25 protein-coding genes are annotated in these 26,593 nt (G+C 51.9%); 12 read left to right on the top strand and 13 right to left on the bottom strand.

Annotated elements, in window-relative coordinates; genetic code table 11:
* The first annotated feature begins 21 nt into the window (after positions 1-21).
* Positions 22-489, top strand: a complete 468-nt coding sequence (locus AABA21_RS03045) for an SRPBCC family protein (protein ID WP_338247493.1) — start codon at positions 22-24, stop codon at positions 487-489.
* Between the two features lie 35 nt (positions 490-524).
* Here AABA21_RS03045 and AABA21_RS03040 read toward each other — a convergent pair whose 3' ends face one another.
* Positions 525-1,007: an NUDIX hydrolase gene (locus tag AABA21_RS03040; protein WP_338247492.1), complete on the bottom strand. Its 483-nt coding sequence runs from the start codon at positions 1,005-1,007 to the stop codon at positions 525-527.
* 52 nt (positions 1,008-1,059) lie between these two features.
* Positions 1,060-1,815, bottom strand: coding sequence for an HAD family hydrolase (locus AABA21_RS03035; RefSeq protein WP_338247491.1), 756 nt, complete (start codon positions 1,813-1,815; stop codon positions 1,060-1,062).
* A 288-nt stretch (positions 1,816-2,103) separates the two neighbouring features.
* On the opposite strand from AABA21_RS03035, the gene AABA21_RS03030 reads away from it, so the two are divergent.
* Together AABA21_RS03030 and AABA21_RS03025 are read left to right on the top strand one after the other, a co-directional pair.
* A complete protein-coding gene (locus AABA21_RS03030; RefSeq protein ID WP_338247490.1) occupies positions 2,104-3,030 on the top strand; it encodes a PP2C family protein-serine/threonine phosphatase in 927 nt (308 codons plus the stop codon).
* 136 nt (positions 3,031-3,166) lie between these two features.
* Positions 3,167-4,237, top strand: a complete 1,071-nt coding sequence (locus tag AABA21_RS03025; RefSeq protein WP_338247489.1) for a phosphotransferase enzyme family protein — start codon at positions 3,167-3,169, stop codon at positions 4,235-4,237.
* Positions 4,238-4,292: 55 nt separating this feature from the next.
* Here the strand turns inward: AABA21_RS03025 and AABA21_RS03020 are convergent, their stop codons facing one another.
* The gene (locus tag AABA21_RS03020; protein ID WP_338247488.1) at positions 4,293-5,192 is read right to left on the bottom strand and encodes a transketolase family protein; all 900 of its coding nucleotides are present in this window, start codon (positions 5,190-5,192) and stop codon (positions 4,293-4,295) included.
* 2 nt (positions 5,193-5,194) lie between these two features.
* Positions 5,195-5,875 carry a 1-deoxy-D-xylulose-5-phosphate synthase N-terminal domain-containing protein gene (locus AABA21_RS03015; protein ID WP_338247487.1) on the bottom strand — a complete coding sequence of 227 codons (681 nt, stop codon included), beginning with the start codon at positions 5,873-5,875 and terminating at the stop codon, positions 5,195-5,197.
* Between the two features lie 152 nt (positions 5,876-6,027).
* On the opposite strand from AABA21_RS03015, the gene AABA21_RS03010 reads away from it, so the two are divergent.
* The gene (locus AABA21_RS03010) at positions 6,028-6,534 is read left to right on the top strand and encodes a HEAT repeat domain-containing protein (protein WP_338247486.1); all 507 of its coding nucleotides are present in this window, start codon (positions 6,028-6,030) and stop codon (positions 6,532-6,534) included.
* Here AABA21_RS03010 and AABA21_RS03005 read toward each other — a convergent pair.
* Positions 6,531-7,595 (bottom strand): GAF domain-containing protein, encoded by a 1,065-nt coding sequence (locus tag AABA21_RS03005; RefSeq protein WP_338247485.1) that lies wholly within the window; start codon positions 7,593-7,595, stop codon positions 6,531-6,533. The genes AABA21_RS03010 and AABA21_RS03005 overlap by 4 nt on opposite strands.
* Before the next feature lie 251 nt (positions 7,596-7,846).
* Between AABA21_RS03005 and AABA21_RS03000 the strand changes: the two genes are divergently transcribed.
* The gene (locus AABA21_RS03000) at positions 7,847-8,674 is read left to right on the top strand and encodes an SDR family oxidoreductase (protein WP_338247484.1); all 828 of its coding nucleotides are present in this window, start codon (positions 7,847-7,849) and stop codon (positions 8,672-8,674) included.
* Positions 8,675-8,770: 96 nt separating this feature from the next.
* On the opposite strand, the gene AABA21_RS02995 is transcribed toward AABA21_RS03000, so the two are convergent.
* The 5 genes from AABA21_RS02995 to lepB form a co-directional block, all read right to left on the bottom strand.
* On the bottom strand, positions 8,771-9,595 hold the full coding sequence (locus AABA21_RS02995) for a sugar phosphate isomerase/epimerase family protein (protein ID WP_338247482.1): 825 nt from the start codon (positions 9,593-9,595) through the stop codon (positions 8,771-8,773).
* 149 nt (positions 9,596-9,744) lie between these two features.
* Positions 9,745-11,217: a hypothetical protein gene (locus AABA21_RS02990; protein WP_338247481.1), complete on the bottom strand. Its 1,473-nt coding sequence runs from the start codon at positions 11,215-11,217 to the stop codon at positions 9,745-9,747.
* A gap of 239 nt (positions 11,218-11,456) precedes the next feature.
* Entirely contained in the window at positions 11,457-12,494 is a 1,038-nt protein-coding gene (hemE, locus tag AABA21_RS02985; RefSeq protein WP_420917125.1) for a uroporphyrinogen decarboxylase, read from the bottom strand.
* Between the two features lie 151 nt (positions 12,495-12,645).
* Positions 12,646-13,728, bottom strand: coding sequence for a uroporphyrinogen decarboxylase (hemE, locus tag AABA21_RS02980; RefSeq protein ID WP_338247479.1), 1,083 nt, complete (start codon positions 13,726-13,728; stop codon positions 12,646-12,648).
* A gap of 129 nt (positions 13,729-13,857) precedes the next feature.
* Positions 13,858-14,406 (bottom strand): signal peptidase I, encoded by a 549-nt coding sequence (gene lepB / locus AABA21_RS02975; RefSeq protein WP_338247478.1) that lies wholly within the window; start codon positions 14,404-14,406, stop codon positions 13,858-13,860.
* A gap of 388 nt (positions 14,407-14,794) precedes the next feature.
* Here lepB and AABA21_RS02970 point away from each other — a divergent pair, with 388 nt between their 5' ends.
* Both AABA21_RS02970 and AABA21_RS02965 read left to right on the top strand, forming a co-directional pair.
* Positions 14,795-16,582 carry a protein kinase domain-containing protein gene (locus AABA21_RS02970; protein WP_338247477.1) on the top strand — a complete coding sequence of 596 codons (1,788 nt, stop codon included), beginning with the start codon at positions 14,795-14,797 and terminating at the stop codon, positions 16,580-16,582.
* Positions 16,583-16,663: 81 nt separating this feature from the next.
* Entirely contained in the window at positions 16,664-19,060 is a 2,397-nt protein-coding gene (locus AABA21_RS02965) for a serine/threonine-protein kinase (RefSeq protein ID WP_338247476.1), read from the top strand.
* 110 nt (positions 19,061-19,170) lie between these two features.
* Here AABA21_RS02965 and AABA21_RS02960 read toward each other — a convergent pair whose 3' ends face one another.
* Both AABA21_RS02960 and AABA21_RS02955 read right to left on the bottom strand, forming a co-directional pair.
* On the bottom strand, positions 19,171-19,449 hold the full coding sequence (locus AABA21_RS02960; RefSeq protein WP_338247475.1) for a hypothetical protein: 279 nt from the start codon (positions 19,447-19,449) through the stop codon (positions 19,171-19,173).
* Between the two features lie 420 nt (positions 19,450-19,869).
* Positions 19,870-20,973 carry a DmpA family aminopeptidase gene (locus AABA21_RS02955; protein WP_338247474.1) on the bottom strand — a complete coding sequence of 368 codons (1,104 nt, stop codon included), beginning with the start codon at positions 20,971-20,973 and terminating at the stop codon, positions 19,870-19,872.
* Positions 20,974-21,209: 236 nt separating this feature from the next.
* On the opposite strand from AABA21_RS02955, the gene AABA21_RS02950 reads away from it, so the two are divergent.
* The gene (locus AABA21_RS02950; protein ID WP_338247473.1) at positions 21,210-21,653 is read left to right on the top strand and encodes a pentapeptide repeat-containing protein; all 444 of its coding nucleotides are present in this window, start codon (positions 21,210-21,212) and stop codon (positions 21,651-21,653) included.
* Positions 21,654-21,672: 19 nt separating this feature from the next.
* On the opposite strand, the gene AABA21_RS02945 is transcribed toward AABA21_RS02950, so the two are convergent.
* On the bottom strand, positions 21,673-23,169 hold the full coding sequence (locus AABA21_RS02945; RefSeq protein ID WP_338247472.1) for a hypothetical protein: 1,497 nt from the start codon (positions 23,167-23,169) through the stop codon (positions 21,673-21,675).
* 358 nt (positions 23,170-23,527) lie between these two features.
* Between AABA21_RS02945 and AABA21_RS02940 the strand changes: the two genes are divergently transcribed.
* The 4 genes from AABA21_RS02940 (at position 23,528) to AABA21_RS02925 (ending at position 26,554) form a co-directional block, all read left to right on the top strand.
* Positions 23,528-24,340, top strand: a complete 813-nt coding sequence (locus AABA21_RS02940) for a phosphotransferase family protein (RefSeq protein ID WP_338247471.1) — start codon at positions 23,528-23,530, stop codon at positions 24,338-24,340.
* A gap of 119 nt (positions 24,341-24,459) precedes the next feature.
* A complete protein-coding gene (locus AABA21_RS02935; RefSeq protein WP_338247470.1) occupies positions 24,460-25,314 on the top strand; it encodes a PHP domain-containing protein in 855 nt (284 codons plus the stop codon).
* A gap of 148 nt (positions 25,315-25,462) precedes the next feature.
* Complete coding sequence (locus tag AABA21_RS02930) at positions 25,463-25,987, top strand: GNAT family N-acetyltransferase (RefSeq protein WP_338247469.1); 525 nt, start codon at positions 25,463-25,465, stop codon at positions 25,985-25,987.
* A gap of 42 nt (positions 25,988-26,029) precedes the next feature.
* Positions 26,030-26,554 (top strand): GNAT family N-acetyltransferase, encoded by a 525-nt coding sequence (locus tag AABA21_RS02925; protein WP_338247468.1) that lies wholly within the window; start codon positions 26,030-26,032, stop codon positions 26,552-26,554.
* The last annotated feature ends 39 nt before the right edge of the window (positions 26,555-26,593 follow it).

The raw sequence follows: 26,593 nt of genomic DNA, 5'->3' as shown, positions 1-26,593 counted from the left end.
CAGAAAGTAAGAGAAAGTAAGATGGCACAAAATCATTACGAGACCGTCGCGCTGATTCCCGCCCCTCCAGCGGCCGTCTACGCGATTCTGGCGGACTACCGCCGGGGACACATGAAGATTATGCCCAGGCAGTATATACGCCAGTTTGAAGTTGAGTCGGGAGGACAGGGAGCGGGAACGGTGATCCGCTACCGGGTGCACGCGTATGGTATTGAGCGTGCCGCGCGCGCCGTTGTCAGCGAGCCCGAGCCCGGCCGGATGCTGGTGGAGAGGGAAACTACCTCGTCGCTCGTGACCATGTTTGCCGTAACACCGGCTATGGGCGGTGAACAGACGCATGTTCAGCTCACGGCTCACTGGGAACCAGCTCCTACCCTGTGGGGTCGTCTCCAGCAGGCATTGTACCCCGCCATCCTGAAGAACGTCTTTACGCAAGAGCTCAACGCCCTGGCCAGGTACGCCGCGCGCGCGCAGCGCCCCGATGCCTGATGGTGATCTATCTTCCGCAATGTATCGTTCCAGCTTTAAGAACGTACATAGCTCCAGCTCAGCATCTCTCCGTCCTTCCATGGCATAACGCCGTGGAACGGCCTGGGATCATCATCAAAAACCATGGGTAAAAATTGATGGTCACTGGGCCAGACCGGCAGCGTTGCAATCGCCGAGCGCTCCACCCATTCTAGCGTCCCCTCCTCATTGCCCTGGTGCGCCTCACCATGCCAGCGATCGATAATAAAGATAAAACCGAACCAATCCTGTCCCTGCTTGCCAAAGCCGGGCCAGGCGATGGTGCCGCGCAACAGCATATGATCGACGAGCAGACCCGATTCTTCCTCAATTTCTCGTTTCATGCAGGACATGATATCTTCCTGCGCATTTAATTTTCCGCCCAGGCCGTTATATTTGCCATAGTGTATATCATCGGGACGTTTATTGCGGTGGATCATCAAGACATGTGACCCATCTGGCGAAAGAATATATCCCAGAGTAGCTATAATTGATGCCATCTTAACCTCAAAACCGCTTTCCTCAATCTCAATGCTTCTAATATTGCTCTCTTTAGCCCTGGCTGACTGTGTTATGTTCTTCATCTGCCGCCGGCTGTAAGCCCAGTACAGGGAGTAGGTCGGCGAATGTATGCACTGTCAGATCGGCAACCTCGGGCGAAATCTGTTCCGGCCACTGCCGGGGCTCGTGATGAATCCAGACCGTCTTCATGCCTACCTGGTGGGCTCCCCAGATATCGAATTCGGGATTATCGCCAACGAATAAAATCTCCTGCGCTGGTTTCTGCAGGCAGCTCGCCGCCGCCAGAAAGATCGCGGGATCGGGCTTCTGTTTTCCAAACTCTTTTGAGACAAAAATGCAGTTCGTATATGCGTCGATTCCCAGCGTCTTAATTTTGCGTTTCTGCTGAGAACCCACTCCGTTTGTAACGATGCCAAAGGGAATCTGGCGCGCGCGCAATTGCTGCAAGAGGAGCATGATCTCATCCTCTAAAATGATATGATCAATGACATCGCGCTGGTAGCCCTCAATTAACTGTTCAATCGATCCCTCTACCGCCGGATACTTGCGTTTAACATCTGTAAAATACTCTTCACGTGGCCGATACCCATGGTTGTCCAGCTCGACAAGGTACTGAACCATTGCCGTCAACTCAGCTTTTTTTGCCGGATCATGGTAGCGTTGCGCAAAATCGCTGGCCCAACCATAAAAGGCCTTGCTACGGTGGTGTAGTGTATCATCTAAATCGAATAAGATCGCGCTTGTTTGTAGTGGGAGTAAGGTTTTTTCTGCTGGTAAATCCGACAATGTCATTCTCTCCTGCGATGCTGTTGTGGCGATCGGGCATCTTTATGCTGCCCAACCTCTACCTGTATCATAACACAATTGTGTCCTTACCAATTGGTCAGTTATTGTCCTTTTCTGGTGGACTACTATGTGCCCTACGCAATAGGAAATAACCAAAGAGCACGAATTCAGAAAAAAGCTTCAGGATATGTTAAAATAGTTCAAAATGATCCTCCGTCTGGTTGATGCGGAACTGCTATTTTATTCTGTATATGCTGGATAGTACTCTGGAAGAAAGAGGGCTTCACTATGACTGTCTCTGTAAGAGCTTATTCTCCGTCTGGTGTTACCCAAACGCCGTTGACCTTTGTTCGGTATAGTGTGCCACACGAAGGGCATGTCTACTATAGTGATGACCCTAATGAAGACACTATTCTGCTCGATCGGCAACGGGGCCTGGCGGCGGTATTTGATGGTGTTGGTTCCGGACCGGGTCAGGTGGCTTCACGTCTGGCGGCGCGTGTTATTCGCCGGACCTGGAAAAAGTTGCATGCCGAGCCACGGATTGTGCCTTTCTCAACGCTCCCCCAGCTTGAAGAAATGATCCTGCATTTGTTTGATGTCGCCCATCAGCAGATTATCCTGGAAGGTGAGCGACGTGCGCAAAGTATGCAGGAGTATACCAGGTATCCCGCCACCACGGCCGCGTTGACCCTTTTTTCTTATGATGAAGAAGCCCATGTCTATTATATGTCTTATGCGCACGTTGGCGATAGCCGCATTTATCTCTGGCGTCCGGACGAGGGTCTGAAACGTTTGACTGATGATGATGGATACCTGGCTCTAAAAATATCGGATGGCTCAATTACCCCGGAAGACGCATTGCGTATTGACCAGGCCAGTAACATCAGTGAGCTCAGCCGTCTTGAAAAAAGTTATTTTGATAATCGCAATGGTATTACCCAGGCATTGGGCCATGAGAAGTCAATGGATGTCCATATCGGCCATATAGATATTCAGCCAGGAGACCGTGTCCTGCTTTGCTCTGATGGTATTCATGATAACCTGACTGATAAAGCGCTGGCGCTTCTCCTGGAAAAAGAGAAGCGTACGACTGCCGCCAGAAAGATTGTGCAGCAGGCAATTGCCAGTTCGCATCAGAATGTGTTGGAAAACATGCGGGCCAAAAGCGATGATATGAGTGCTGTCGTTATAACCTGTGCAACAATCTCTTAACAAATGCATGCTATACTCATATATGTGTATAGACATCGACTATTTGATCGATGTCTATGTTTATGTTTTCATGTATAATCTTTGTGCGTCTGTTATAGACACATTTTCTGCTATCTGATGGTGTGGGGGAGAGTGAATGGATACTGCAAACTATAACAGTCAGGTCCGGCGATTGCGTATTTTGGCAGAGGCTGCGCTGACTCACTACGAGATTGGTAGCGCGCGTCTGACGCTGCTTTCTCCAGGAGCGCACAGCATCTTTCGTGTAGCTGCGTATGCCAGGCCAGGAATGAATACAGCCAACGACGTCGCGGGGAGTGGGGATGGGCGCTTCGCCTTGCATCTCTTCCGCAAGGAAGGCTTTGACCGTGTGCTGTGGAACTCTGAGTTGCAGTGGTTGAGCGCACTGAAGCGTGACACAGATCTGCTGGTGCCAGAGCCTATCGCTGCCCGGGATGGGGCGCTGATGCCGGAGGTTCGCATTGAGGATGTTGAAGAGGAGTGCGTCTGTTTATTGCTTAGCTGGATGCCCGGGCGCTCGGTAGACTCTGGCCTCTCTCCGACCCTGTTTGAGCGTGTGGGTATATTTCTGGCACGCCTTCATCAGCACTCCAGGCAGTTTGTGCCTCCCGAGGATTTTGTGCGGCCGCGTTGGGACTGGCAGCAGGCGTGCGAGGACGATACCGTGCTTGACCCTGATTTCGCCACCACGCGCTGCGATGGCTTGATTACCGGTCGCGAGTATCGTATCTTTTCTGAAGTGACCGAACGGGCACGCGAGGAGTTCTCGGCCATCCCGGCTGGACCTGATAGCTATGGGTTAATCCATGGAAATCTTCGGCAGGACTGTTATCTGTTTTATAAGGGTGAGGTATGCGCGATCGATTTCCATAAGTGTTGTTGGAGCTACTACCTGGTTGACCTTTCGATCACCTTGGATGGAGTCGCGGGAAGGCAGGATGAAGATCTGCTGAGGCATGCATTCCTGCGTGGCTATGAACGTGTGCGTCCCCTTCCGGAACAGCACGAACGATGGTTGCGCCTCTTTGAGGCGATACGCCTGATTGAACACCTCAATTTTATCTTCCGCTCTGATGATCCCGCTTTACGCGCCACCGCTTCCTCACAACTGGCCTTTGTGCTTGACTGGTTGCAGCACTTTGTGCATATATCCGCTGCCAGCCACTCGTTTTCTGTCAGGTTCTAAATGCTTTTGGGACCAGAGGAACGCACGCGTTCTCCTGGTCCCGAGGCGCTAATCCCTACCGGGATAAGAAGCTGAGGATCCTGTGTCGAATCGCGTCCGGCGTTAATCCGTTGGCGGTATCATGTTGTTCACTGCTGCCATAACGGGCCGGCAAGGTATGGGGAACCTCGATCGCCTCTAGCCTGATGGGCATGTGTTTGAGGGTGGCGCTGATGTCTGAGGACAGACCACCGCTATAATATGGTTCGACCAGAATGATATTCTGGTGCGCATAGTGGCGCAGCGTCTCGCTATCAAAAGGAGCGACCGTTGTACAGTAGAGTACCGTGACATCGAGATCTGCCACAGATGGCAAGACATGTCTGAGCATGGGCCCGACCGCGACAATGGTAGCCTGCCTGCCCTGTTTAACCACCATCAATTTACCAGCTTCAACCGGATGGTCGGTCGGGTTTTCGCGTTCGCTGAGGCGATAGTAGGTGGGTGAGCCGTTAGCATACATTGCTCGAAAGAGGCGATCAAACTCAGCCGCCGTTCCCGGAACGACAATCTGCATGTTCGGCAGGCTGCGCAGAATCTGTACATCGCCGGCCCCATGATGGGTCATCCCTTCGGTGCTATAGTCATAAGAGGCGCCAATGCTGATAAAATTGCCCTGCAGACCCTGGTAGCAGAAATCAAGCTTGATCTGCTCAAATGGACGTTCCACCAGAAACGGGGCGATGGAATGCATCACCGGGATAAATCCCTCTATCGCGACCCCTGCTCCCGTACCAATCAGGGTTTGTTCCAGGATGCCGAGATTATGTACGCGCTCCGGATAGCGCTGCTGGAGCTGCTGAAAGTAATCGGTACTGATATCCGCTAGCAAGATCATCAGTCTTGGATCATTTGTAGCCAGATCCTCAAGTGTATACTGCATCTGTGCGCGCATGGTGGTGGCTGTGATGGTCATAATCAGGCTCCTTTTCGTTCGGCGATTTCTGCGATGATGACATCCGGTCTTACGGCGTCTTGCTGGCTTAATGCGGCGTAGATCTGCTCATGATCGCGGCCATTAATGGTCGTGGCATGCCAGCCAAAGGCCTCAAATTTGATCGCCATATCCCCATACTCGATGGAGCTGGAATGGTTATTGATCACGATACAGGTCAGTTGCTTCAATTTTTTCTGACCGGCGACCATCACAGCCTCCCAGATGCTGCCTTCATTGCATTCAGCGTCACCCACCAGCGTGAAGACGCGGCGATCGCTTTGTTTCGCCTGCAGGGCCAGCGTTACGCCAATGGCCATTGATAGACCATGTCCGAGCGAACCGGTGGACACCTCGATGCCAGGCACCCGCTGCCGATCGGGGTGGGCTCCTAATATTCCATCCCAGCTTTTGAAACGTGACAGTTCCGAGCTGGGAAAGAAGCCTTTCGCGGCCAGGATCGCATAGAGTGCGACCGGCCCATGACCTTTGCTCAGGATGAAGCGGTCGCGTGCTTCGCTGCGCGGTTGCTGAGGATCATAGCGCAGGATACGATCGTAAAGTACCCACAGCACATCGAGGGTGGAGTGGGCGCTGGCATTATGTTTTTCATCGCCCGTGGCCAGGGCCATTAACTGTTTGATCTCCGTCAAATCTGTCGTCATATCATTGTGTCCTTTATCTGCTACTGCGAATGTGAAGATAGTTTAAAATTTTATGTATGGCGGCGCATTGTCCCAACGTTCAGCGCAAGCCTGTACCTTTGTACAAATACAATGCTTATGTATTGCAGACATTAGAGAGGGGAATTAAAGATATGGATGAGAGATATGCCGATGATCGACGACACACACTGGCTAGATGGCTGGAACAACTCCAACAGGGGGAGCAAGCCGCGCGCATAGAGGCGGTCGAAAGGTTAGGGGAACTGGCGGATGAGCGAGCGATTGCGCCTTTAGCGGATCTCTTCAATGATCCTGACCCGGCGTTGCGACTGCGAGCCGTTCTGGCGTTACGTCAGATTGGAGGTGTCCTGGCCGTGACTGCGCTGACGGGTGCGCTGACCAATGAATTGCCCCAGGTACGCCGGGCCGCCATCGTCGCTGTGGGTAAGTCTGGTGGCTCACGAGCTGTTGCTCTTCTGCTGCCCACTTTACAGGATCCTGATGAGCGTGTACGTAATACCACCATACTCACGCTGGGCGAAACAGGTGATGCTCAGGCATTATCCCCCTTGCTCCAGGTACAGGCGGACCCGCAACAGAAGATTGACGCGGCGTACCTGGAGCATGCCATTCAGCGCCTGCGACGACAGGATGCTTAATCGAGATTGTAGGCCGATGGTGTGATAATTTTCGGGCAGGATTCTGGCTGTGTCGCTGGCGACATCCCATTGCAAGAACTCGCAGCCATATCCAGTAACTCCTGTTCTATCTCCGGCCATAGCAGTTTCTCCGCTTCAGGACGCGTCAGGGATAGTCCTCGATTGCTGGCCTCAATGATTAACTGTGTCGCCCTGCTATTAAACTGCTCCAGTATCGCTTCCTGTACATCAGATGAGGGCATAACACCCAGCGTAATCTGATCAAAATCATACAGATCCGATGATTCAAACGAGAGCATAAAGAGATCCACGTACCTGCGGATCAATTCCATGTGGACATCATTGAAGTGTTGTGGCTTTGGGCTGATCAGCGTCATGCAGCCGGCAATTTGATTGGCATGGATCAGAGGATAGGTAACAATGCTTTCGGCTAGTTCGCTATAGTTGACGGGGAACCACTGTTTTTTTACAAGATGTTTATGGATAACGATTGGCCGTTTGGTCTGAACCGCGTAGCCGATCTGGGACTCTAAGCCATAGAACCGCACATTGCTATTGATGGCATGCCATGGCGGATTGCCGCGTCCATCGATAATACGCAGGCTACGAACTTTTTTGCCTGCCAGAGGCCGGGTGCACTGGCTGGCATAGATGGCGACACCATCCTGTCGCGCATCCAGATGTGAGAGCATCTGCTGCAGAACCATGGAACGGATCGTAGCGATCCGTAGATGTTTTGTGCGCTGATTATAGGCTTCTAGTATTTTGGCGTAGAAGGATGAAGGAATCTCCTGCGGCATTTCTTCGATGACTGCGACATCGGCTCGAAATTGAGGAAATTCAATTGCGATCATTTCAATCAGTTTTTCACGATGATCGGGTAAAGCCTCTAACAGCGCATAGAGGTGCTTCAGACGCGGATTTGAGGTCCCCGAAGCCCAGCGTATCAGACTGATTTGATTGACACCCAATATGCGTGCAATGCGCTGCCTTTCGGTTGGGTCAGTAATGGCCGCTTCTAGAAATACACGCCACCCTGGCGACTCATGTATGTTACTCAATTACTACTCGTCTAACTACTACTAGCAAGTGTATAGTGACCTGTTAGCTATATTACGTCAAAAAAGTAGCCCTCGTCAATAAGTATCTAATTGCAAGATATTTCGTATAGCAATAATTTGCATGCAAGTCGAATAAAATAGCACAAAGTCATATCCATGCTACAATATAAAAAGTTTATTTCCTCCAAACACCCAGGGGTGAGTAAATTGTTTTGGCGCATCAACAATTGTAGAAATGAATGGAGTAGAAAATGCCTGACTATCGAACACCTTTTAATATAGAGGGAAAAACAGTAGTGATTACCGGTGGAGGCGGAGTCCTGGGCAGGGTGATGGCGCAAGCACTAGCAGAGGCAGGTGCCAGAGTGGCTGTGATCAGTTTGCATGAGGCTTCGGCTACAAAAGTGGTTGAGGCAATCCATCAAGCGGGTGGAGAGGCAATTGGCATAGGCCGTGATGTGATGGATAAGGCTGCGCTTGAAGATGCACATAAAGAAATTCTCAGCAAATTTTCCTCGATCGATATTTTGATCAACGGAGCTGGTGGCAATCAGCCAGGAGCAACGACTTCACCAGAGCGTTCGTTTTTTGATCTGGATATGCAGGCTGTGTCTACAGTTTTTGACTTGAATTTTTCAGGTACCTTTCAGACCTGTCAGATTTTTGGTCGCAACATGGTAGAGCAAGGCCATGGCTGTATCGTAAACATTGCTTCCATGAATGCTTTGCGCCCGCTCACCAAGATCCCTGCCTATAGTGCAGCCAAATCAGCGATTGCCAATTTTACCCAATGGCTCTCTGTCCATATGGCGCAGGAATATAGCGATAAGATACGTGTTAATGCAATCGCGCCTGGCTTCTTTTTAACTGAACAGAACCGCTTTCTCCTGACTGATAAAGATACCGGTGCTATGACAAAAAGGGGACAGGCCATTTTAGATCATACTCCCATGGGACGCTTTGGCGTACCAGAGGATCTGATTGGAACGCTTTTATGGCTTGCCAGTCCGGCCGCGACCTTTGTAACGGGCATCGTTGTCCCGGTCGATGGCGGTTTTTCCGCCTTTAGCGGCGTCTAAGTGTGATGGTGTAACAGGGGCGCATTCGCGCCCCTGTTACACCATCACACAATTGACTTTTGAGCGCCGCAGGCGCGAGAGCCTATTGAGAACTCTTTATTTTTGCTGGAGCTGTTTTTCGACGGAGTGGAGCCAGTTGATATGTTGTGGCAGAGCGATCTCTGGATCTTCAATCTCTGGATGCCAGCGCTTTTCCCACTCAACAGAAATATAGCCGTCATAGCCATTGGCCTGCAGACTGGCTAATTGCTCACGTACCGGTACCTCTCCTTCTCCCACCAATACCAGTTTCCAGCCAGATTTTTCGCTATCATCCCGGCGGGCGTCCTTTACGTGTACATGTGCTACACGTGGTCCCAGGAGTTGCCACACCTCGGAGGCCGATTCTCCCATGCGATAGGGATGGTGGCTATCCCACAGTGCCGCCACCGCTGGCGAATCGATTAAATCCAGTACCCGCGCCGTGCGGCGCGCGGACGCAAAGCCATCATGGGTCTCCAGAGTGATGGTGACCCCCGCCTGCGCGGCCTGGGGCGCGACCTGCCGTAGCGCTTCAGCGACCCATTGGTTCTCTTGCTCGATATTTTCTCCCGTGCCTGCACCTCCGAAGACACGTAAAATCGGCACCCGCAATTCCTGTGCCAGTTGGATCCAGACGCGCAGGGACTCAACGTTCTTCGCCCGTTCCGCCGCATCACTGAGATTAAATGTGCAGGAGGTATCAAAGGCGCAAACTTCAACGCCGCGTGCGCGGAAGGTCGCCACAGCCTGTCGCACCTTCTCCGCGTCACGTACCGGGTCGATGACTTCATTGTCCAGCAGGCGTAGCTCAACACCGCTATAGCCCAGGCGCACAGCATTGTCCGCGACCTGTTCTGTCGTCCATTGGGGACAGCCAAGGGTACTAAATGCAAATTTCACTGCTTCTTGCCTCTTTCTACAGTAAAGAACATTGTAGATAGACAGCATTATCTGCCTCTCTTCCATTATGTCACCAAACCTTGACGGATGGATAGTAATGGTTTTCTATCGGTAGAAACGCAGGCAGTGAAGCCATTAACCTCCAGCGCTTAGTGGATGCGCAATTCTGTTCCTTTTTTCTCCTCGGAATAGGCTTTCAGTACCGATGTAAATGGCATCTGCATGGATTTTGCCGCCCCTGTACTATTGCCGCGCAGGTCGATGCGGAAGTAGTATTCATGGTTATGATTGCCATAGACGCCGTCGATGGTATCTGAAAGCTGGTGTCCATTGCGTGGAACCGTAAAAGTAGGAGAATGGCAGAAGTCATAATCTTCGCAGCCGGGAAAATGCGAGATGTCGAATTTGACCACGGGCGCCAGTTGCGTGCCATCGGTATCATCGGCTGAGCCGGGATAGACATTGAGGGTCGCGCCCTGCGCACCCATCGAGATCAGGTAAAAGTGTCCCTGCGTATCCTGGGTGATGCGCACCTTTTGTCCGAAATCGACATTGGGCATGGCCACATCCTTGACAATTTTGCCTCCTTCGACAATGGCCTGATGGAGACCATCGTATTCATTGAGATAGAGGATGTGCATGCGTCCCGCCGTATCGACATAGCTATCCGTCACATAGACCAGGTCGTGATCCTCGGCATTATTGGGGTCCTGTGGTTTCACCTCTTTAATCAGGACTTGGGTAAGCTTTGGCTGACTGGCCGTAACGTCATCGATATGGAAATATTTCACTTCATTAAATATCCAGGGGGTACTCGACATATCCGACGGCTGGGGAAGATTAAGATAATGCCGCTGCACATCGCGTGTAGCTATAAAAGAGAGATCATTATTATAACCGGGAAAGAGAAAGGCATAAGTATAGCGGAAATCCAGTGTATTGCTATGGAAGGTCCATTTGTTTGTGTCAGCATTGAAATAAGCCCAGTTAAAGATGCCGGGTTTATCGGGTCCAGTCTGATCAATAACTATGTCACCGCGATCGTTGACTCCTACGCTACTATAGCCCTGCTCCCCGCCTGTTTGCCACTTTCCTGCGATCCATTCTTTCTTGAAGGTCGCCCCATTATCAGTAGAGTAGATATGTTGTAATTTTCCTTGCGTTTGAGGCCAGGCGAACAGGTGAATGCTATCCTCTTTACCCAGGACAATATTGATTGGCTCGGTACCGGCGTTTCCAGACTGGATCTCTTGCCAGCCTTTGTTGGGGGCTTTATGCATCAGATGCCAAACGCGGTCGGTTTGATCATCCCCTTGTGAAGTATAAGTCGTGAAAAGATCGCCCTTAGATGTACGAATAATGCGATCTTTGTGCGCGCCCCAGCTATTGGGAACATACGTGTCTTCATCTCCAAAGGCTTGATCTGTGACCTGCTCAAGCTTTATGAGCTCCGGCTTACCCGGCGCGGAAGCCCGGGGGGTGACAAAGGGATGGCTGGAGGCAGTTTCTGAAGAAGGTTTGATACCAAGTAGATACATAGCCAGCACGACAATCGCCACCAGGGACAAAACGGATGCGATAAGGATAATTGCGGATTTATGACTGATTTTCAATTGGGCCATCTCCTTGTACGAGAGAGAATCTCTTCCTTGCGTATATCATAATCACAATATACCAAAACAGTGCCCTAACGACAACAATTGTGCTTTGAAGCAACTAAATATATATTAGCTGCTTCAAATGATTGTTTTGGCTCTCCATCCTTCTGGGGGAGGGATGGAGAGGAGATGGGGTGCAGAAGATTTTTGGCATGTTGATGTGCAATGGCGCGTACTACGCGCCATTGCACATCAACATGTTTTTAGTGTTGAATAGAGGTATATTCGTGGACGAAGTCGATCAGGCGGCGCACATTGTCGACGGGGGTACCGGGGAGGATGCCGTGTCCGAGGTTGAAGATATGCCCTGGGCGGCCCTTGACGCGATCGAGGATCTCGCGCGTGCGCTTCTCGATTTCCGGCCAGGGAGCCAATAGCGTTACCGGGTCTAGATTTCCCTGCACCGCTGTTTCTGGCTTGAGGCTGTCCCAGGCGGTGTCCAGGTTGATGTGCCAGTCGACGCCGATCACATCACCACCTGCCTCCTGAATCAGATTGAGCATGCCACTGGTGTTGGTGCCGAAGTGGATAATAGGGACGTTGCCCTGCCTGGCGATGTCGATGGCGTGACGGCTATGCGGCAGGATATATTCGCGATAGTCAGCCGGGCTGAGGGCTCCGACCCAGCTATCAAAGAACTGGAGCGCTTGCGCGCCCGCTTTCGCCTGGGCCAGGAGATAGCTGCCGACAACTTCGCTCAGCTTCTCCATGAGCAGATGCCAGGTGGGCGCGTCGCCCATCATCAGGCCCTTGGTGTGCAGGTAGTTTTTGCTGCTCCCGCCTTCAATGGCATAGGAAGCCAGCGTAAAGGGGGCGCCGCTAAAGCCGATCAAGGGGATACCACGAGGGTCGAGCTGCTTGCGGACCTGCTTAATAGCTTCCAGAGTAAACCACAGGCTCTCCGTGGGATCAGGCAGGCGCAGGGCTTCAACGTCCGCGCTGCTGCGAATGGGATTATGGATGACAGGTCCTTCGCCCTTCATAAATTCCAGGTTGAGCCCCATTCCTTCCAGGGGTGGGAGAATATCAGCGAAGATAATGGCCGCGTCCAGGTTATATGCGCGAATAGGTTGCATGGTTACTTCAGCTGCCAGCTCTGGCTGCTTGATGAGTTCAAGGATAGGATGCTGAGCGCGCAGGGCGCGATATTCTTCCATATAGCGGCCAGCCTGGCGCATGAGCCAGACCGGCGTTGCATCTACCGGCAGGCGTTTGCAGGCGCGTAGAAAGCGGCTCTGGATGGCTGTGGCGGATGATGTTGCTTCCGTCGAAGGTGTTACATTCATGGTAATGCTCTATTCTCTCCAATCTGCTCTGTTGATGGCAGTATGGTCAGGTTGATGTTGATTGTATGATGCACGAGCGGGGGAATTTGTACCCCACCAGAAATTTTTAGTGGGATGACTCTGCGGCGTGACCTCTGTAATTGTGGACTGTATCGACAAGCCGGCGCAGATCATCTGGATTGGTACCCGGATGAACGGCGTGTCCCAGATTAAATATGTGGCCTGGCCGCCGCTGAATGCGCTTCAGGATATCTATGCAGCCCGCGTTAATGGTGTCCCACGGAGCAAGCAAGAGCGTAGGATCAAGATTGCCCATGATGCCATGCTCAACCCCGATCTGCTGCCAGGCTTGATCGATGTCTACACGCCAATCGACGCCGATCACGTCTCCACCGGCCCGTGCCATCTCTGGTAACAGGCTGGCATTTCCGGTTCCGAAGTGGATGCTCTGAGCACCCGCTTGCCGAATCGCCTCCAGAACGCGCCGGGTATACGGTTGGACAAATTGAGCATAGGCGCCTGGCCCCAGTATTCCGACATTGCTATCAAAGAGCTGAATGGTATCGGCACCCGCTCGAGCCTCTGCCTGCACGTAGCTAACCAGTACATCGGTAATCTTGTTCAGCAATGCGTGCCAGACGGCGGGGGATTGGTACATGAGAGATTTAGCGGTACTATATTCACGTGTGGGCACGCCCTCGATGATATAGAGCGCCAGCGTAAGTGGTCCACCGGCGATACCGATGACCGCCTGTTTCCCCGACAGCGCCTCTTTCACGATGCGGATAGCCTCCATCACAAAAGGCGTTGTTTCCTCGGCTGGCAGCACGCGCAGCGCGTTTACATCCTGCATCGTACGAACCGGGTTGCGTACAATAGGGCCGCGTGCGGGATCCAGTTCGGTCTGTAGCCCCATTCCGGGCAAGGGAAGGATGATATCTGTATACATCACTGCCGCGTCCACCCCATACTGTGCCACCGGCATCAGAGATACTTGCGAACAGAGCTCTGGAGTACGAGCAATGGTTAAAATATCATAGGACTCACGAAGCGTGCGATATTCAGCCAGGCAATGTCCGGCCTGGCGCATAAACCAGATCGGTGTTGTATCTGTCTGCTGACGCCGACAGGCGGCGAGGAAGCGCTCCACCCCCGTTTGCGCTGAGCCAGATTGCGATGATAACTGCATACGACTTCCTTGTTTACCTCAAAACGTATTTGTACTTTCCATATCATAGCGTGAGGTTAGTCGAAATGCAACGTGTAAACCTGCGTAATTCTCCAGTCCAAAAGAAAATCACTGGAGGTTTTTTACTTTTTATGGTTGGTTTCTGACCTGGGTAAAGACCGCTGAATGGCTGCTGATGATATGCCAGGAATTCACCGGCCAGAAAACCACGATCGCTTTCCCCACGATCATATCATTTGGGATTGAGCCCCAGCGGCGTGAGTCATCGGTCATTGAACGATTATCATTTAGGATAAAGTAAGAGTTGGTCGGAACCTTCCACTCCTTTGCTTCAGGATTAAAGGGATGCTGCACGTATGTTTCATTGAGCACCACGCCATTCACGCTGATATGGGTGCCGTTGGCTTTGATATCATCGCCCGGCAGACCTATAATGCGCGCCATTATATCCGTATTGGGATCGGGGGGATAGTGGATGACGACCGCGTCGCCGCGTTGGGGGTGGGCGAACATGTAGGAGGTTCGATTTACCATCACATAGGTGTCACTACCAACCTCTGGCTGCATGCTGGTACTCTGCATATGATACCCATGAATGATAAAGCGAATAACCACGAACAAAAGCAGGGTAATCGCTATTAATTCTATAATTTCGCGCGCAAAATGCGATCGTTTCAACTTTTATCTCCAGATGTATATATTTTCTATATACATAACTGTGGTAACAATATGATGGTAACGGCCTGTATTTATAATGTGATGGGAATATTGCCTGTATATGTTGGCCGTGATTGGGTGGACACGTAGGGGTAGTATAGCGCAAGCCATTTGAAATGTTCGAGAATGCAGCATTTTGTAGCCCAAAACTACCAACCTATCAGGCGCAAAAAAGGAAAGATCAGCTTTTTTGATAGGAATTGGAGCAATCTGACATATCAAGTAATTACATATCCACAAGTCCTATTTGTGGCGCGGTTCTATTGACGCTACAGGCGTGGTATATATACAATTTATTTGATTACCAGTTTGTCTGGATCGCGTGACGGCAGATATCAAGGGGGATGAGATGCTAATACCCGTGGAACACCTTGTCGGCAAGGATATTGGTGAGTATCGCCTGACACAGCTCATCGGGCAGGGGAGCTTGAGCGCGGTATTCCTGGCCCGACAGCAAGGCGGAGACCCGCGGGAGATGATGGTGACGGTTTTTCTATTGCCCGCCGAGTGTAAGGGAGCGGCCAGAGAACGTTTTGTGGCCCGTTTCATGCAGCAAGCCGCGGCAGTCAGTAGTTTGCAGCATCCCTATATTGTGCCTACCTATGCCTTCGGCGAACAATATGGATATCCATACCTGATTACTCCATTGGTTGAAGGCGAAACCGTCGCTACGTTTCTGAAGCAGCGGCAGCGCTGTTCTCCCGATTTGATGCTGGCTCTGTTGCGCCAGATCGCCGATGCGTTAGATTACGCGCACAGCAATAACGTGATCCACGGTACGCTGAAGTCATCGAATGTACTGCTGGTGCGCCAGGGAGGGGCTGACGGTCTTTACAGCGTAATGGTGGCTGGTTTTGGCCTGGCTCACATGTTAGAGATGCGCGGAATTGGGCAGGTGGCCCACCAGTATCCCGGCTTATTTAGCGTAGCAGGTACACTCCTGACCAATCCTGTCTACATTGCTCCCGAAGTAGTACTGGGCCATCCTTTCGATGCTCGCGCCGACGTCTACGCGCTGGGTATCCTGGTCTTTGAAATGCTCTGTGGCTATCCACCGTTTTCAGATCCCGATCCTTTTGCCGTGTTGCAGAAACATGTGGATGAGCGTATCCCTTCACTGCAGTCGGTCGCGCCAGATGTGCCAGCCGCTCTGGATATTGCTCTGCAACGCGCCCTTGAGCGCGATCCCGCGCTCCGCTTGCAGTCGGCAGGGAAGCTCGTCACGGCTTTTGAACGGGTTTTAAATGTGATGGAGGAGGCGACCCGCCCAGCTCCGGCTCCACCAGGGACCGCCCTGCCGATGGATGTACACCTGGCGCTGGTTAATACTTTACCTCCTGGTGATAGCGGCGAATATAAAGTGGCGATGGCAGGTATGACGTCCGGTCGCATTCCAAAGGTGGCATCATCTTTTCCAGGCAATACATTTAAGCTGCAGAGCATCCCTCGACCAACCTCGCTCCCCATGGGGCCCGGCGCACCCGCTGGCGCAGCCCCCGAGGCAAAAAATCCTCCGAGGCAGCAGCAGCCGATATATGCTACTCCTCCGGCCAGTTCTCATACACAGGCGATGCCTGCGCAGCCGCCGTCCGGTAATGGCACCAGAGCTGGTCGCGATACGTCTGAAATCATCACACCGGAGCAGCCAAAAGCGGATGGTGCGCGGCCTGAAATCAGTCGTCGGCGCGTCGTGAAGGCGGTAAATGGTGTGATTACGGCTGGCGTGTTACTGGGCGGAGGTTTTACCCTGCTGCATTTATTCCAGGATGGCACCCTGCATTTGCCCGGGCAACCAGCGGCACATCCAGCCTCGGCCCCGGCCGCCAAAGAGAATAATATTATCAGCACGACGATTCCTCCTAAGAATACCGCGCGTACCTTTATTGATCCTAACACCAGACTCGAAAGTATTTTGATCCACCTGCCCAATGGTCAGCTCGTCGCCTACAACCGAGCCTGCACCCATCAGGGGGTGCTGGTAAGCTATGACGCACTGACTCACCAACTGGTCTGCCCTCGGCACAATTCACACTTTGATCCTCAGAAGACGGGCAAGGTACTCAATGGCCCTGCCACGAAGCCGCTCAAAGCGGTGACGATTCATGTCCAGTCCAACGGAATCATCACGACTGATTAAACGCTTCTCTGCTGTCTACGGCCTGCATCCTCAGACGTGTTGAGGGTATAGGTTTACCAAGTAGACGGTGAGGAACGTTCTATGAATCAAAAATCAGGATATCTAGGAAAATACGAATTACTGGTTAGACTGGGCCATGGTGGTATGGCCGAGGTATGGAAAGCCTGGGATCCACAGCTGGCACGCTATGTTGCCATCAAGATCATGCATTCTGATCTGTATTCCGCCTCTGATTTTATCCTGCGTTTCGTGCGTGAGGGGCAGGCGATTGCTTCCTTACGCCATCCGAATATTGTTCAGGTGCATGATCTCCATGTCTCTGAGTCCGACGTTACGGGGTATCAGACGTATATGGTGATGAACTATATTGAAGGGCCGACGCTGGCTGATTATATTTATCACACATCCCATCAGAAACAATTCCCCTCGAATAGTGAAATTGTTCAGTTATTTGCTTCGATTGCCCGCGCGATTGATTATGCCCACAGTCGCCATATTGTGCATCGAGACGTGAAGCCAGGCAATATCTTGCTTGACACGCATAACGTCTTGCGTAATCCCATGGGGGAACCTATCCTGACGGATTTTGGCATTGTGAAGATGCTGGGGGCGACTACCATAACCTCGGTGGGTATATCGCTGGGCACTCCCCTCTATATCGCACCGGAAGTGGTGCAGAGCTGTCCGGGCAATGAACTTAGCGATATCTACTCATTCGGCGTGATGCTTTATGAAGTATGTACAGGCATCCCCCCTTTCCAGAGTGATAGCGCTTATTCCGTTATGATTCAGCATGTGCATGCACAACCGAAGCTTCCCAGCCAGGTGAGGCCGCAGTTATCGACCGCCGTTGACGAGGTGCTCTTGCGCGGCCTGGCGAAAAATCCCGCCGAGCGTTTTTCAACTGCGCGGGCGCAGGTCGAGGCGCTCTCCCAGGCCTTCGGGCTCCCTATGCCAGAGGCCTGGACTGGAAACCTTTCCTCTATTGATGAGATGTCACCTGCGGGTCTCGACGATACTACCAGGAGCGACCACGTGCCCTCGCGCCCCAAAACCCCTACAGAACGGATAATGCCCGCGCCGCAGGAGTCTGGTAGCCCTGTGGGGTCAAGCGCCGACAATATGCGGACCGTTGTGTCGGATCATCTGGTGCCCGCTGGTCCTGAAGCGGCGCCTGACGCGAATAGAAATACTGACCCTGGTCGCCACAATGAGGTTATGGCTTCGCGTGTTACCCCTCCTTCTTCACCCGCGTCGTTGCCACCATCGCCTGCCAGCCTGTCCTACTATTCCACGCATGTAAAGGTACCGGGTTATATCAAGAGGGCTTTCAGCCTGCATCCATTTTTTTATGTAGTGCTGATCATGGTCCTGGTCGGCGTGCTCTCGACTGTGGTTGGAGGTACCTTTCTATGGCGGCAACGCTCAACCCTAGCGGTGGATCGAGCGCATGTCGGGCAACTTTCATTTAATAGCAGCCAGCAATTGAATGCCTATGGAGCTCAGGGATTTAATGATCAGGTTCAAATATATCTGACGGACGTGTCTGATCCTGCTCCCGGTAATCGTTTTTATGCCTGGTTGAGGAGTGGCGTATCAGAGAACACCGCTACGTTGCTGGGTACATTGGCTATCGATCAAGGTCAGTCTTCATTGACGTATGTAGATCCCGATCACCGTGATCTGCTGGCCACAAGGGATGAGTTGCTGGTAACGGAGGAGAAGGCGAGCGCACGCCCTACTGCGCCCACGCTGGATAAAAAGCTGTGGCGCTATCAGGGTGGCTTTTCAAAAGCACGTGCGCCGGGCGACAATTATAGTGAACTGGACCATCTGCGACACCTGCTGGCGGTCGAGCCTAACCTGGCCAGACTACAGCTCTCACACGGTGTCGCTTACTGGTTTTTGAATAATATTGAACGGTTGCAGGACGCGGTCCAGGCTGTAAAGAGCCAGAGCGATTTAAATAGTGTGCGGCAGCAGCTTACGGATATCCTCTATTTTTTAGATGGAGCATGTGCACCAGCGACCGTGAAAGGACTGTCCATTCCATCTTCTCCAGATAATCAATCGATCGCCCTTAGTACCAGGGTGGGCTTGCTGGACTGTGCGCAGCAAGCTGAGCCGCCCGGTCATTTAACACATATGAGCGTGCATCTCAATGGCATTGTTCAATCACCTGGCGTGAGGAGCGACCAGATTAAGCGGGCCATCCAGATCAATAAAGATCTGGATCCTGTAAGGGTGGCTCTGGAAGGCGTGCGCAAAGATGCATTACAACTGGGACGTATGGACGATACCCGGCTCAAGGCCGCGCAAAACCTGCGCAATGACTTATTGGTACAAGCGGATCAGGCGGTAAATGGCAGGATTAATCCTGATACACAACTGGTTGAGCCCAGCGCCATGCAGATCTGCAATTCGATTGAGCTTCTGGCCTCATTTGATGTTAAGGCTATTCCCGCTGGTGCGCATTGAATCGCGCGTTTCCTGTCAGGTGGAGAGTCAGCCTCACGCGGCTGACCCTCCTGAAATATGGATGTATTGAAGGCGTGAAGAGAAGCCACGCCACGGCGAGGGGAGAGACGCTAATCAACTTCCCGGTGATCGTCGATGTAATAATCGACCACGTAGATCTTGCTTTTTAAGCGTTGCTGCTGGGCTGGATGGAGTAAGCTGGTTCTGGCAATGGACCGATAGCTAACAATATCTGCTGGTTGATCAATTTTGGTGTGAGATTGAGGATGGATAAGGCCATGAAAGGCTTTCTTCAGAGATCGAGTATAGCAACGCGCACCTTTGTGGAGGATAGTTAACGTTTCAGACTGCTCTTCCAGGGTCCATAAACCTTGCAATGTATCTTTCATTTCTGCCCCTCCAAGTGTCTTCTGCTAATGAATAATAGCTATCCGCTTGTTTAAAACGTGTTTTTGCCTCGCTAATCAAATATTCTATTTGGGATCACTAAATGTGGAAATTAGTTTCGCACATGCCCTTTATTATATTGACGCTAAATCAAGCCTGAAATAGACAAATACCTCTTGCATAGGACTAATGCTTGATTCTCATCACAGTTTCTTTCTGGTTTTTCTGTAAATCAGGAAAAATATAATTCATCTTTGGCGTGTTGTTCCAGGTACGCTACTTCCAATTACGCTCGCGGGCGTATACGGCCCCCCACATCTCTGGCTCGGGCGTGGCCTGAACAATGCTCATTCTGATTTCCAGCCATAGGCTACCTCACAGGATACGGATCGAGCATATGTCTGTATCCTGTGCGGTTTTCGTTAACGAGGGCGATACGCTGCCATGATACGCTGCAACTCATCCAGTGGGAGTGCATAGACGGTGCGATCCTGCCAGCCGGTCATGGTATCAGCGGCTGTCAGGGCATTCAGGATCGCTTCCTCGGTGGCTTCGGCCACGGCCTCGAAGAAGGGATCAAGCTGATCGTGGGGCAGCATCTTCACGTTCAATGGAGCCTGCGCGCCTATGGGAACATCGTTTCCAGTGGCGAAGGCCAGGAAGAGGTCGCCACTCCCATTGTGTCCCACTCCGCCAACGCGGGAAAGGCCGACGGTGGCCCTTCTGGCCAGGCGCGCGCACTGCACTGGTAGTAATGGAGCATCGGTGGCTACCACGACGATGATCGAGCCCCCCTTAGGAGGCACGGTCCAGGGATCGGGCACCTTGCTATAGTCAAGCTCGCGTCCAACGGGAACGCCATCTACGCGCAGCAGGTTGCGGCTCCCATAGTTGCTCTGCACCAGGACGCCAACAGTGTACTGTTCACCAAAGCAGGTGACGAGGCGCGAGGAGGTACCGATGCCGCCTTTAAACTCGTGGCAGATCATCCCTGTGCCCCCTCCCACATTGCCTTCCGCGACCGTGCCACCGCTAGCCTTCTCCAATGCCTGAAAGGTATGTTCTTTGGTGACATGGAACGCTCCAATATCATTGAGCCAGCCATCCCAGGTTTCAGCCACTACCGGTAGCGAGCCCAACCAGGAAGCGGCAATCGAGGGCGGCGTCTGCCACTTCTCGGCCATCTCCAGTGGATAGGCGCACAGGGCATCCCTCACCACCCCCACAGAGTTCGTGTTGGTGATGGCGATCGGCGTATGGATGATCCCAGACTCGGCGATCCAGGCCTGACCGGTCATCTCACCACAGCCATTAAAATTGAAGGTGCCCGCGAAAGCATGGTTGCCCCAGATATCTCCATGGCGTGGCACAACCACTGTGACACCGGTACGGGCGACGTGCCCCTCATCAGAAATGAGTGTTTCATGGCCAACTAACACCCCGGGCACATCTGTGATGGCATTATATTGGCCCGTTGGCAGATTGCCGATGCTAATCCCCAGATCGCGTAAGCGTGCCCTCTGCATAATATATGTACTCCTGCTCATATAATTGTTGTCGTCAGATCTATTCCCCTGGCGTCCCAACCAGTCCCGTGCCCTTCTCACTATACTACATTTCCTTTACTGATCAGTCTGGCGGAGTGGCATCGCGTCGATTACAATAAAGGTAGAGATTTATTTTTGGTCGTATACGTCGTATACATTGTGGTTGTATGTAGAGCGAATATGTACAGGCAATGATCGGATCCCGGAGGCATGCCATGGATAAGCTTGACTTGATTGACTTGATGCGAACCAGTCGGCCACGGCAGTGGAATATATGGCGCCGCGAGCATACCGATGCCGTACTGGATCTGTCGAACCAGGACGTGAGCGGATCTCATTTTGGTGAATTCGACCTCTCCTATGTTAACTTTAATGGTGCCAACCTGTCTGGTGTTGATTTCAACAATGGGAGCCTGAACAGTGCCCAACTGGTGGGCGCTAATCTTCGTGGTGCCAACCTGGCGGAGGTTGACCTGGGTGGTGCAGACCTGAGGAATGCCTGTTTAGCCGAATGCGATCTGCGGGGAGCAGATCTCAGCGGCGCCAATCTAGAAGGGGCAGACCTGAGCAAAGCCGATCTGATGGGAGCGCACCTGGCGGAAACCAACGTCAGCCCTGCTCAACTGGCCAGAGCACGCTCCCGTCGCGATAATCTGTAATCATAGCGGGCATAGAGTTTTATTGACTGCTAGTCGGCTGCGTGCTTTTGAGGTTGCCGGTATACTGATCTGATTTTTTTTGCAGCTGGTTGATAACCAGGTTGGGTGTTAGCCCAAAGGTGGCGGCCACCACAAAATTGCTGAGGATGCTCTTGATGTTGTAGAGGTCGTCAAAGCTGGCGACTTTGGCGACAATTAAAACACCGATGATGGAAGCCAGGCCTGAGAGCAACGGCACTACAATTAAGCGTGCCGACCCCAGGCCATAATCGTCTATATCGTTTTCTGCCTGCGCTTCCTGATACAGGCGACCAAAGAGTCCCACCAGGGCGCCGATCAGGCCGAAGATGATGATGCCTATGAGATGCTGAGGTTTGATATGGATGATAATAGCCATTTGCGTGGCTATATATGTGGTTAGCCCTACCAGCAGCATGGTATCCATAAGCCGGTTACGCGCCGTAATCAGGCCATTCCAATTGTTTGTATTAAAGTTATTGATCATTTCGCGAATGAGCTGAAGGATAGCTCGCGCCTGGGACGGTTTGTTCTGCCCGTTATCTGTTTGTGGGATGCCGTTGGATGATTCTTGATCCCGATTAAGAGAGGAAGGGGAGAGAACGGCCTGTCCTGTGCCCGTATTGGTAGATGGATGTGGCTCTGCTAGCAAGGCGCTCCTGTTCCCTCCGCTATCGGTAGTGCTGTTGGCGGGCGAAAGCAGGGTAGGGTTGAGATAAAGGGCCGCTCCCTCTGTGACGTTCATCAGAGCCGTCTGCAATTTATGTTCCCACTCATCGCTATTGGCGATATTTGACTGGTTCAGGCGCATATCGTCATAGATGGCGTCTTGCAGAACCTTCTCGACCGGTTCAAGCGTGATCAGTAGCTCTTCCGCCTGGTTCATGAGGTTCCATAGTTTGATATAGCCAGCGCCGCTGATCCAGCCTGGCGTCTGTTCCATCAGCGCGGCGTAGATCGCGTCCCGGTAGGATAAGATCAATGGCTGCGGGCTTGCTGTCTGCTTACCGTTGTTGCCCGGCGTTGGATCTGAATTTTTCTCTGATTGATTGGCGACTGATGCCGGAAGGGAGAGTCCTTGCTTATGGTCTGGAAACTTTTTGAGCCGATTGAGCATAGTATATGTTTCTTGTTGCGCCGTACCATCTGGAAAGGACGTGCCAATATAATAGTCCAGATAGTTGAGACGCTTGCACAGCGCGTTATAGCTATTGGCATTGGCGAGATCAACCGCTGTGAAGCGCCGAAAGATGGCTGCCAGTATAGCCCATAGCGCGCAAGCGCCCAGGGTGCCAGAGATAAATGGGGAGAATATCCCGATCCAGGGAACTGACTGTGCCTGGCCTTGTGGCCACGCAATGATAAAGATAATCGCACTCAGGAACGCGGCTACCATAGGAATAACAGGCAAAAAATATTGAAATGCCGCCAGCCAGCTTGAGGTATAAGGAGCGTTCGCCGCTACTATTTCTAAGAGAACATCATCAGTGCTGTCCATGGCCATCTCCTTCTCTTGTGTTTTTTTATGAAACGATAACACAGCAAATATTTAGGGCATGAAAAGTTTAAGCGATTCAGTATGGTTTGAATATAGATAATAAGAGGTAGTTATGTAATTGAAGTATTACTGTTACATGCTGATCGCTAATACATGATGAATTCTGATCCCTCCGGCGTTTTTTAGGTAAGGCGGCTGAAAAAGGACTCCCTTTCAGCCCCTTTCTTTTTTGTGTGCCATGTTTTATCATCAGTAGACCTTAACGGAAAGCAGCAATAGGTTACGAGGTGCTATGAACGTACAGAGCCGGTATCTACAACATATCTCTCAGTGTTATCCTGACTTATCGATAAATAGCATGAAAATTGTGCAGCATGGGCAGAATAACGATGTGCTCATAGTGAACGATGCTTTCATTTTTCGTTTTCCAAAGTATCGCGCCGGCCTGCGGCAATTGGAGACCGAAGTAGCTATCCTGCGGTTGCTAGAAGATAAGGTTACTTTGCCGATTCCACACATCCTGTTCGATAACCTTGTGTCCCATACGATCGGAGAGGCGTTCGTAGGCTATCGTATGCTGGCTGGTCAACCACTCTGGCGCCAGACCTTCCAGGCTGTTACCGACGGTAGAGCGGTGGAGCGCCTGGCAGGACAGTTAGCCCTCTTTCTGAAGCAGCTACACGCTATCCCCTTGTCTCTGTTACCAGATGATGCCTTGCCGCTCTCCAACACACACGCCGAGTGTCTGGATATATATACACGGATGCGTGAGCGCTGTTTCCCCTTTATGCGGCTCGAGGTGCGTGAGCAGACGCGCGATCACTTTGAACGTTTTCTGGCGGATCCCGCCAACTTTGCTTATACACCGGTGCTCAAGCATGGCGATTTTGGGAGCAGCAATATCTTGTATTCCAGCGAACAACAGGAGATTAGTGGTGTAATTGATTTTGGTAGTATGGGACCTGGTGATCCAGCCTATGATTTTGCCGGTTTGCTTGCCTGTTATGGCGAACCTTTCGTGCGTCGATGTGTCGATATGTATTCTGCCAGCTCTAACTTTTGGGGGCGCATCGTTTTTTATCAGGGGACGTTTGCGCTACTTGAAGCGTTGTTTGGTCTCGAAAATGATGACCAGCAGGCCTTTGAAAGTGGTATCTCTGCTTATCGATGAGCCCTGCCCAATCAATGTCCCCCGTTCAAAAAGTACGCGCCTGCTTGATGCGTAGTCGCAGGATGCGTACTTTCAGTAGCATGTGATGCGAAAAAATGTTTGCTTGAAAGGATGCGCCTGTGAACCCTTCAACTTTCCAACTGGTGTTGTCGGCGGATGCCGCTATCGATCTGCAGATGCATACGACATATAGCGATGGGCAGTGGGCCCCGGAGCAATTAATTGATTACCTGTTGAGTGAGCAGTTCGCGCTGGTAGCGGTTACTGATCACGATCGCGTTGACGCGTCGCTGGCGCTGCAACAACTGGCAAGACAAAAGGGTTTGCCGGTGCTGGCGGCCGTTGAGATGACGACCAGGTGGCGTGAGTATCCTACAGATATTCTGTGTTATGGCTTTGGCTCTCAATACGACGCGCTAAAGGCGCTGGGAGACACACTGGTTCAGGCACAGCAGGAGAATGTGCGCTCCGTCTATGAAAATTTAGTGCGCAAAGGCTATCAGTTCCCCCGGCAGCAGAGCGTATTGCGTATCAGTTCTGGACAGGTTACGCATTTTCGTGATGTGGCCGCGCTGTTGATTGAGCATCGCTACGCTCCCAATAATGTAACGCTGTGGAAGATTCTGGGCGACGCCGGTCTGCTGGAGTTCGCCAATGATATCAAAGACGTTATCGAGGCCGCACACCAGGCTGGAGCGGTCTGTATCCTGGCCCATCCAGGCCGTGAGGATATTACACGCTATAGCGAAGAGATGTTGGATCAACTCCGTCAGGATGTAGAGCTAGATGGTCTGGAGGTCTACTATCCCCTGCACACCGCTGAACAGACCGCGATGTATCTATCCTACACCCAGAAACATCAGTTGTTGCGGAGCGCGGGTTCGGACTCACATACGACCAGGCGTCTGCCCATCAAGTATCGCGCGGAGCTCTGCCGCCAGTTGCTGGAACGCGTCGGCGTTCAGGTACAATAGCTTTGCAGGCCTATCGTCAAAACCACCACCATATCCAATTAGCATACCAGCATTATCAAGCTCATCGCTGAGCACCCTGCTATATAGACATAACGCTCATGTTGTTTTATGATGAACTCATCTATAGCTATAAAGGATGGGGTAAAAAATGATACGTGGTGAAAAAGTATGCTTGCGCCCTTTGCGGCGCTCGGATCTGGATCTTCTGCATAAGTATGCCAATGATCCAGAGTTCGAGAGTGAGTTTAATAACTTTGGTTTGAAGCGCGACCAGCATCTCCTGGCGGCGTTTGAAGAGGATGGCCTGCTCTCTTCGCAGTTTGCCAACCTGGTTGTTACAACACCCGATGATCAATTTCTGGGTACCGTCAGTTACCATCCTGCGCCGCGTTACGGGCCTGATGCCAGCATGGCCTACAATATAGGCATTAGCCTGGCGCCGGAGCAGCGGGGGAAAGGCTATGGATCAGAAGCGCAGAAGTTGCTGGCTGACTACCTCTTCAATACGTATCCTGTCATACGTGTCGAGGCTACTACGGATATTACGAACATCGCGGAGCAGCGCACCCTGGAGAAAGTGGGTTTTACACGTGAGGGCGTGCTCCGCAGGGCGCAGTGGCGTACTGGTGACTGGCACGACATGGTGCTTTACAGCAAGATCCGTGGTGAATAGCTGGCTGGCATGTACATATAGTTGTCATGAGGAAGATGTTGCATGATCCAAGGTGAAAGAATACGCCTGCGGCCGGCGAAGGTCGCTGATATAGATATGCTGCATAGCCGGGCCGACGATGCAGCGTTTGAAGGTGAATACAATGACTTTGGTCTGAATCCCGATAGGCACTTACAGCGTTCATTCGAGGCCGATGGTTTACTCAGTGCAAGACATGGCACGCTGATTGTTGAGAATATGGCTGGTGAATTTGTTGGGACCATCAGCTATCGCAGCGTTGCTTATGGTCCCAATGAGGGCAGCAAGCACTACGCGATGGGCATCAGCCTGGCGCCGGAGCAGCGGGGGAAAGGTTATGGATCGGAAGCACAGAAGTTGCTGACCGACTATCTCTTTAATACGTATCCTATTATACGTGTGGAGGCTTCTACCGACGTAACCAATATCGCGGAGCAGCGGTCACTGGCCAAAGCCGGTTTTACGCGCGAAGTAAGGGTACGCAAGGCTCAGTGGCGCGGTGGTGAGTGGCACGACCTATTTGTCTATAGTAAATTGCGTGGCGAATAGCATGCTGGCGGTGAGTTGCAATGCAGAGACGCATTGCAA

The sequence above is a fragment of the Dictyobacter halimunensis genome, assembly GCF_036245075.1.
Note: the sequence above shows the minus strand (reverse complement) of the source record. Positions and strands in the feature narration are given on the sequence as shown.

What these genes read in the sequence shown, in the direction of transcription:
- AABA21_RS02955 (WP_338247474.1), bottom strand. Translation starts at nt 20,973, where the DNA reads ATGCAGAGGGCACGCTTACGCGATCTGGGGATTAGCATCGGCAATCTG.
- AABA21_RS02965 (WP_338247476.1), top strand. Translation starts at nt 16,664, where the DNA reads ATGAATCAAAAATCAGGATATCTAGGAAAATACGAATTACTGGTTAGA.
- AABA21_RS02930 (WP_338247469.1), top strand. Translation starts at nt 25,463, where the DNA reads ATGATACGTGGTGAAAAAGTATGCTTGCGCCCTTTGCGGCGCTCGGAT.
- AABA21_RS03030 (WP_338247490.1), top strand. Translation starts at nt 2,104, where the DNA reads ATGACTGTCTCTGTAAGAGCTTATTCTCCGTCTGGTGTTACCCAAACG.
- AABA21_RS03010 (WP_338247486.1), top strand. Translation starts at nt 6,028, where the DNA reads ATGGATGAGAGATATGCCGATGATCGACGACACACACTGGCTAGATGG.
- AABA21_RS02990 (WP_338247481.1), bottom strand. Translation starts at nt 11,217, where the DNA reads ATGGCCCAATTGAAAATCAGTCATAAATCCGCAATTATCCTTATCGCA.
- AABA21_RS03025 (WP_338247489.1), top strand. Translation starts at nt 3,167, where the DNA reads ATGGATACTGCAAACTATAACAGTCAGGTCCGGCGATTGCGTATTTTG.
- AABA21_RS03000 (WP_338247484.1), top strand. Translation starts at nt 7,847, where the DNA reads ATGCCTGACTATCGAACACCTTTTAATATAGAGGGAAAAACAGTAGTG.
- hemE (WP_338247479.1), bottom strand. Translation starts at nt 13,728, where the DNA reads ATGCAGTTATCATCGCAATCTGGCTCAGCGCAAACGGGGGTGGAGCGC.
- AABA21_RS03045 (WP_338247493.1), top strand. Translation starts at nt 22, where the DNA reads ATGGCACAAAATCATTACGAGACCGTCGCGCTGATTCCCGCCCCTCCA.
- AABA21_RS02960 (WP_338247475.1), bottom strand. Translation starts at nt 19,449, where the DNA reads ATGAAAGATACATTGCAAGGTTTATGGACCCTGGAAGAGCAGTCTGAA.
- AABA21_RS03020 (WP_338247488.1), bottom strand. Translation starts at nt 5,192, where the DNA reads ATGACCATCACAGCCACCACCATGCGCGCACAGATGCAGTATACACTT.
- AABA21_RS02940 (WP_338247471.1), top strand. Translation starts at nt 23,528, where the DNA reads ATGAAAATTGTGCAGCATGGGCAGAATAACGATGTGCTCATAGTGAAC.
- AABA21_RS02925 (WP_338247468.1), top strand. Translation starts at nt 26,030, where the DNA reads ATGATCCAAGGTGAAAGAATACGCCTGCGGCCGGCGAAGGTCGCTGAT.
- AABA21_RS02945 (WP_338247472.1), bottom strand. Translation starts at nt 23,169, where the DNA reads ATGGACAGCACTGATGATGTTCTCTTAGAAATAGTAGCGGCGAACGCT.
- AABA21_RS02950 (WP_338247473.1), top strand. Translation starts at nt 21,210, where the DNA reads ATGGATAAGCTTGACTTGATTGACTTGATGCGAACCAGTCGGCCACGG.
- AABA21_RS03015 (WP_338247487.1), bottom strand. Translation starts at nt 5,875, where the DNA reads ATGACGACAGATTTGACGGAGATCAAACAGTTAATGGCCCTGGCCACG.
- AABA21_RS03040 (WP_338247492.1), bottom strand. Translation starts at nt 1,007, where the DNA reads ATGGCATCAATTATAGCTACTCTGGGATATATTCTTTCGCCAGATGGG.
- AABA21_RS02970 (WP_338247477.1), top strand. Translation starts at nt 14,795, where the DNA reads ATGCTAATACCCGTGGAACACCTTGTCGGCAAGGATATTGGTGAGTAT.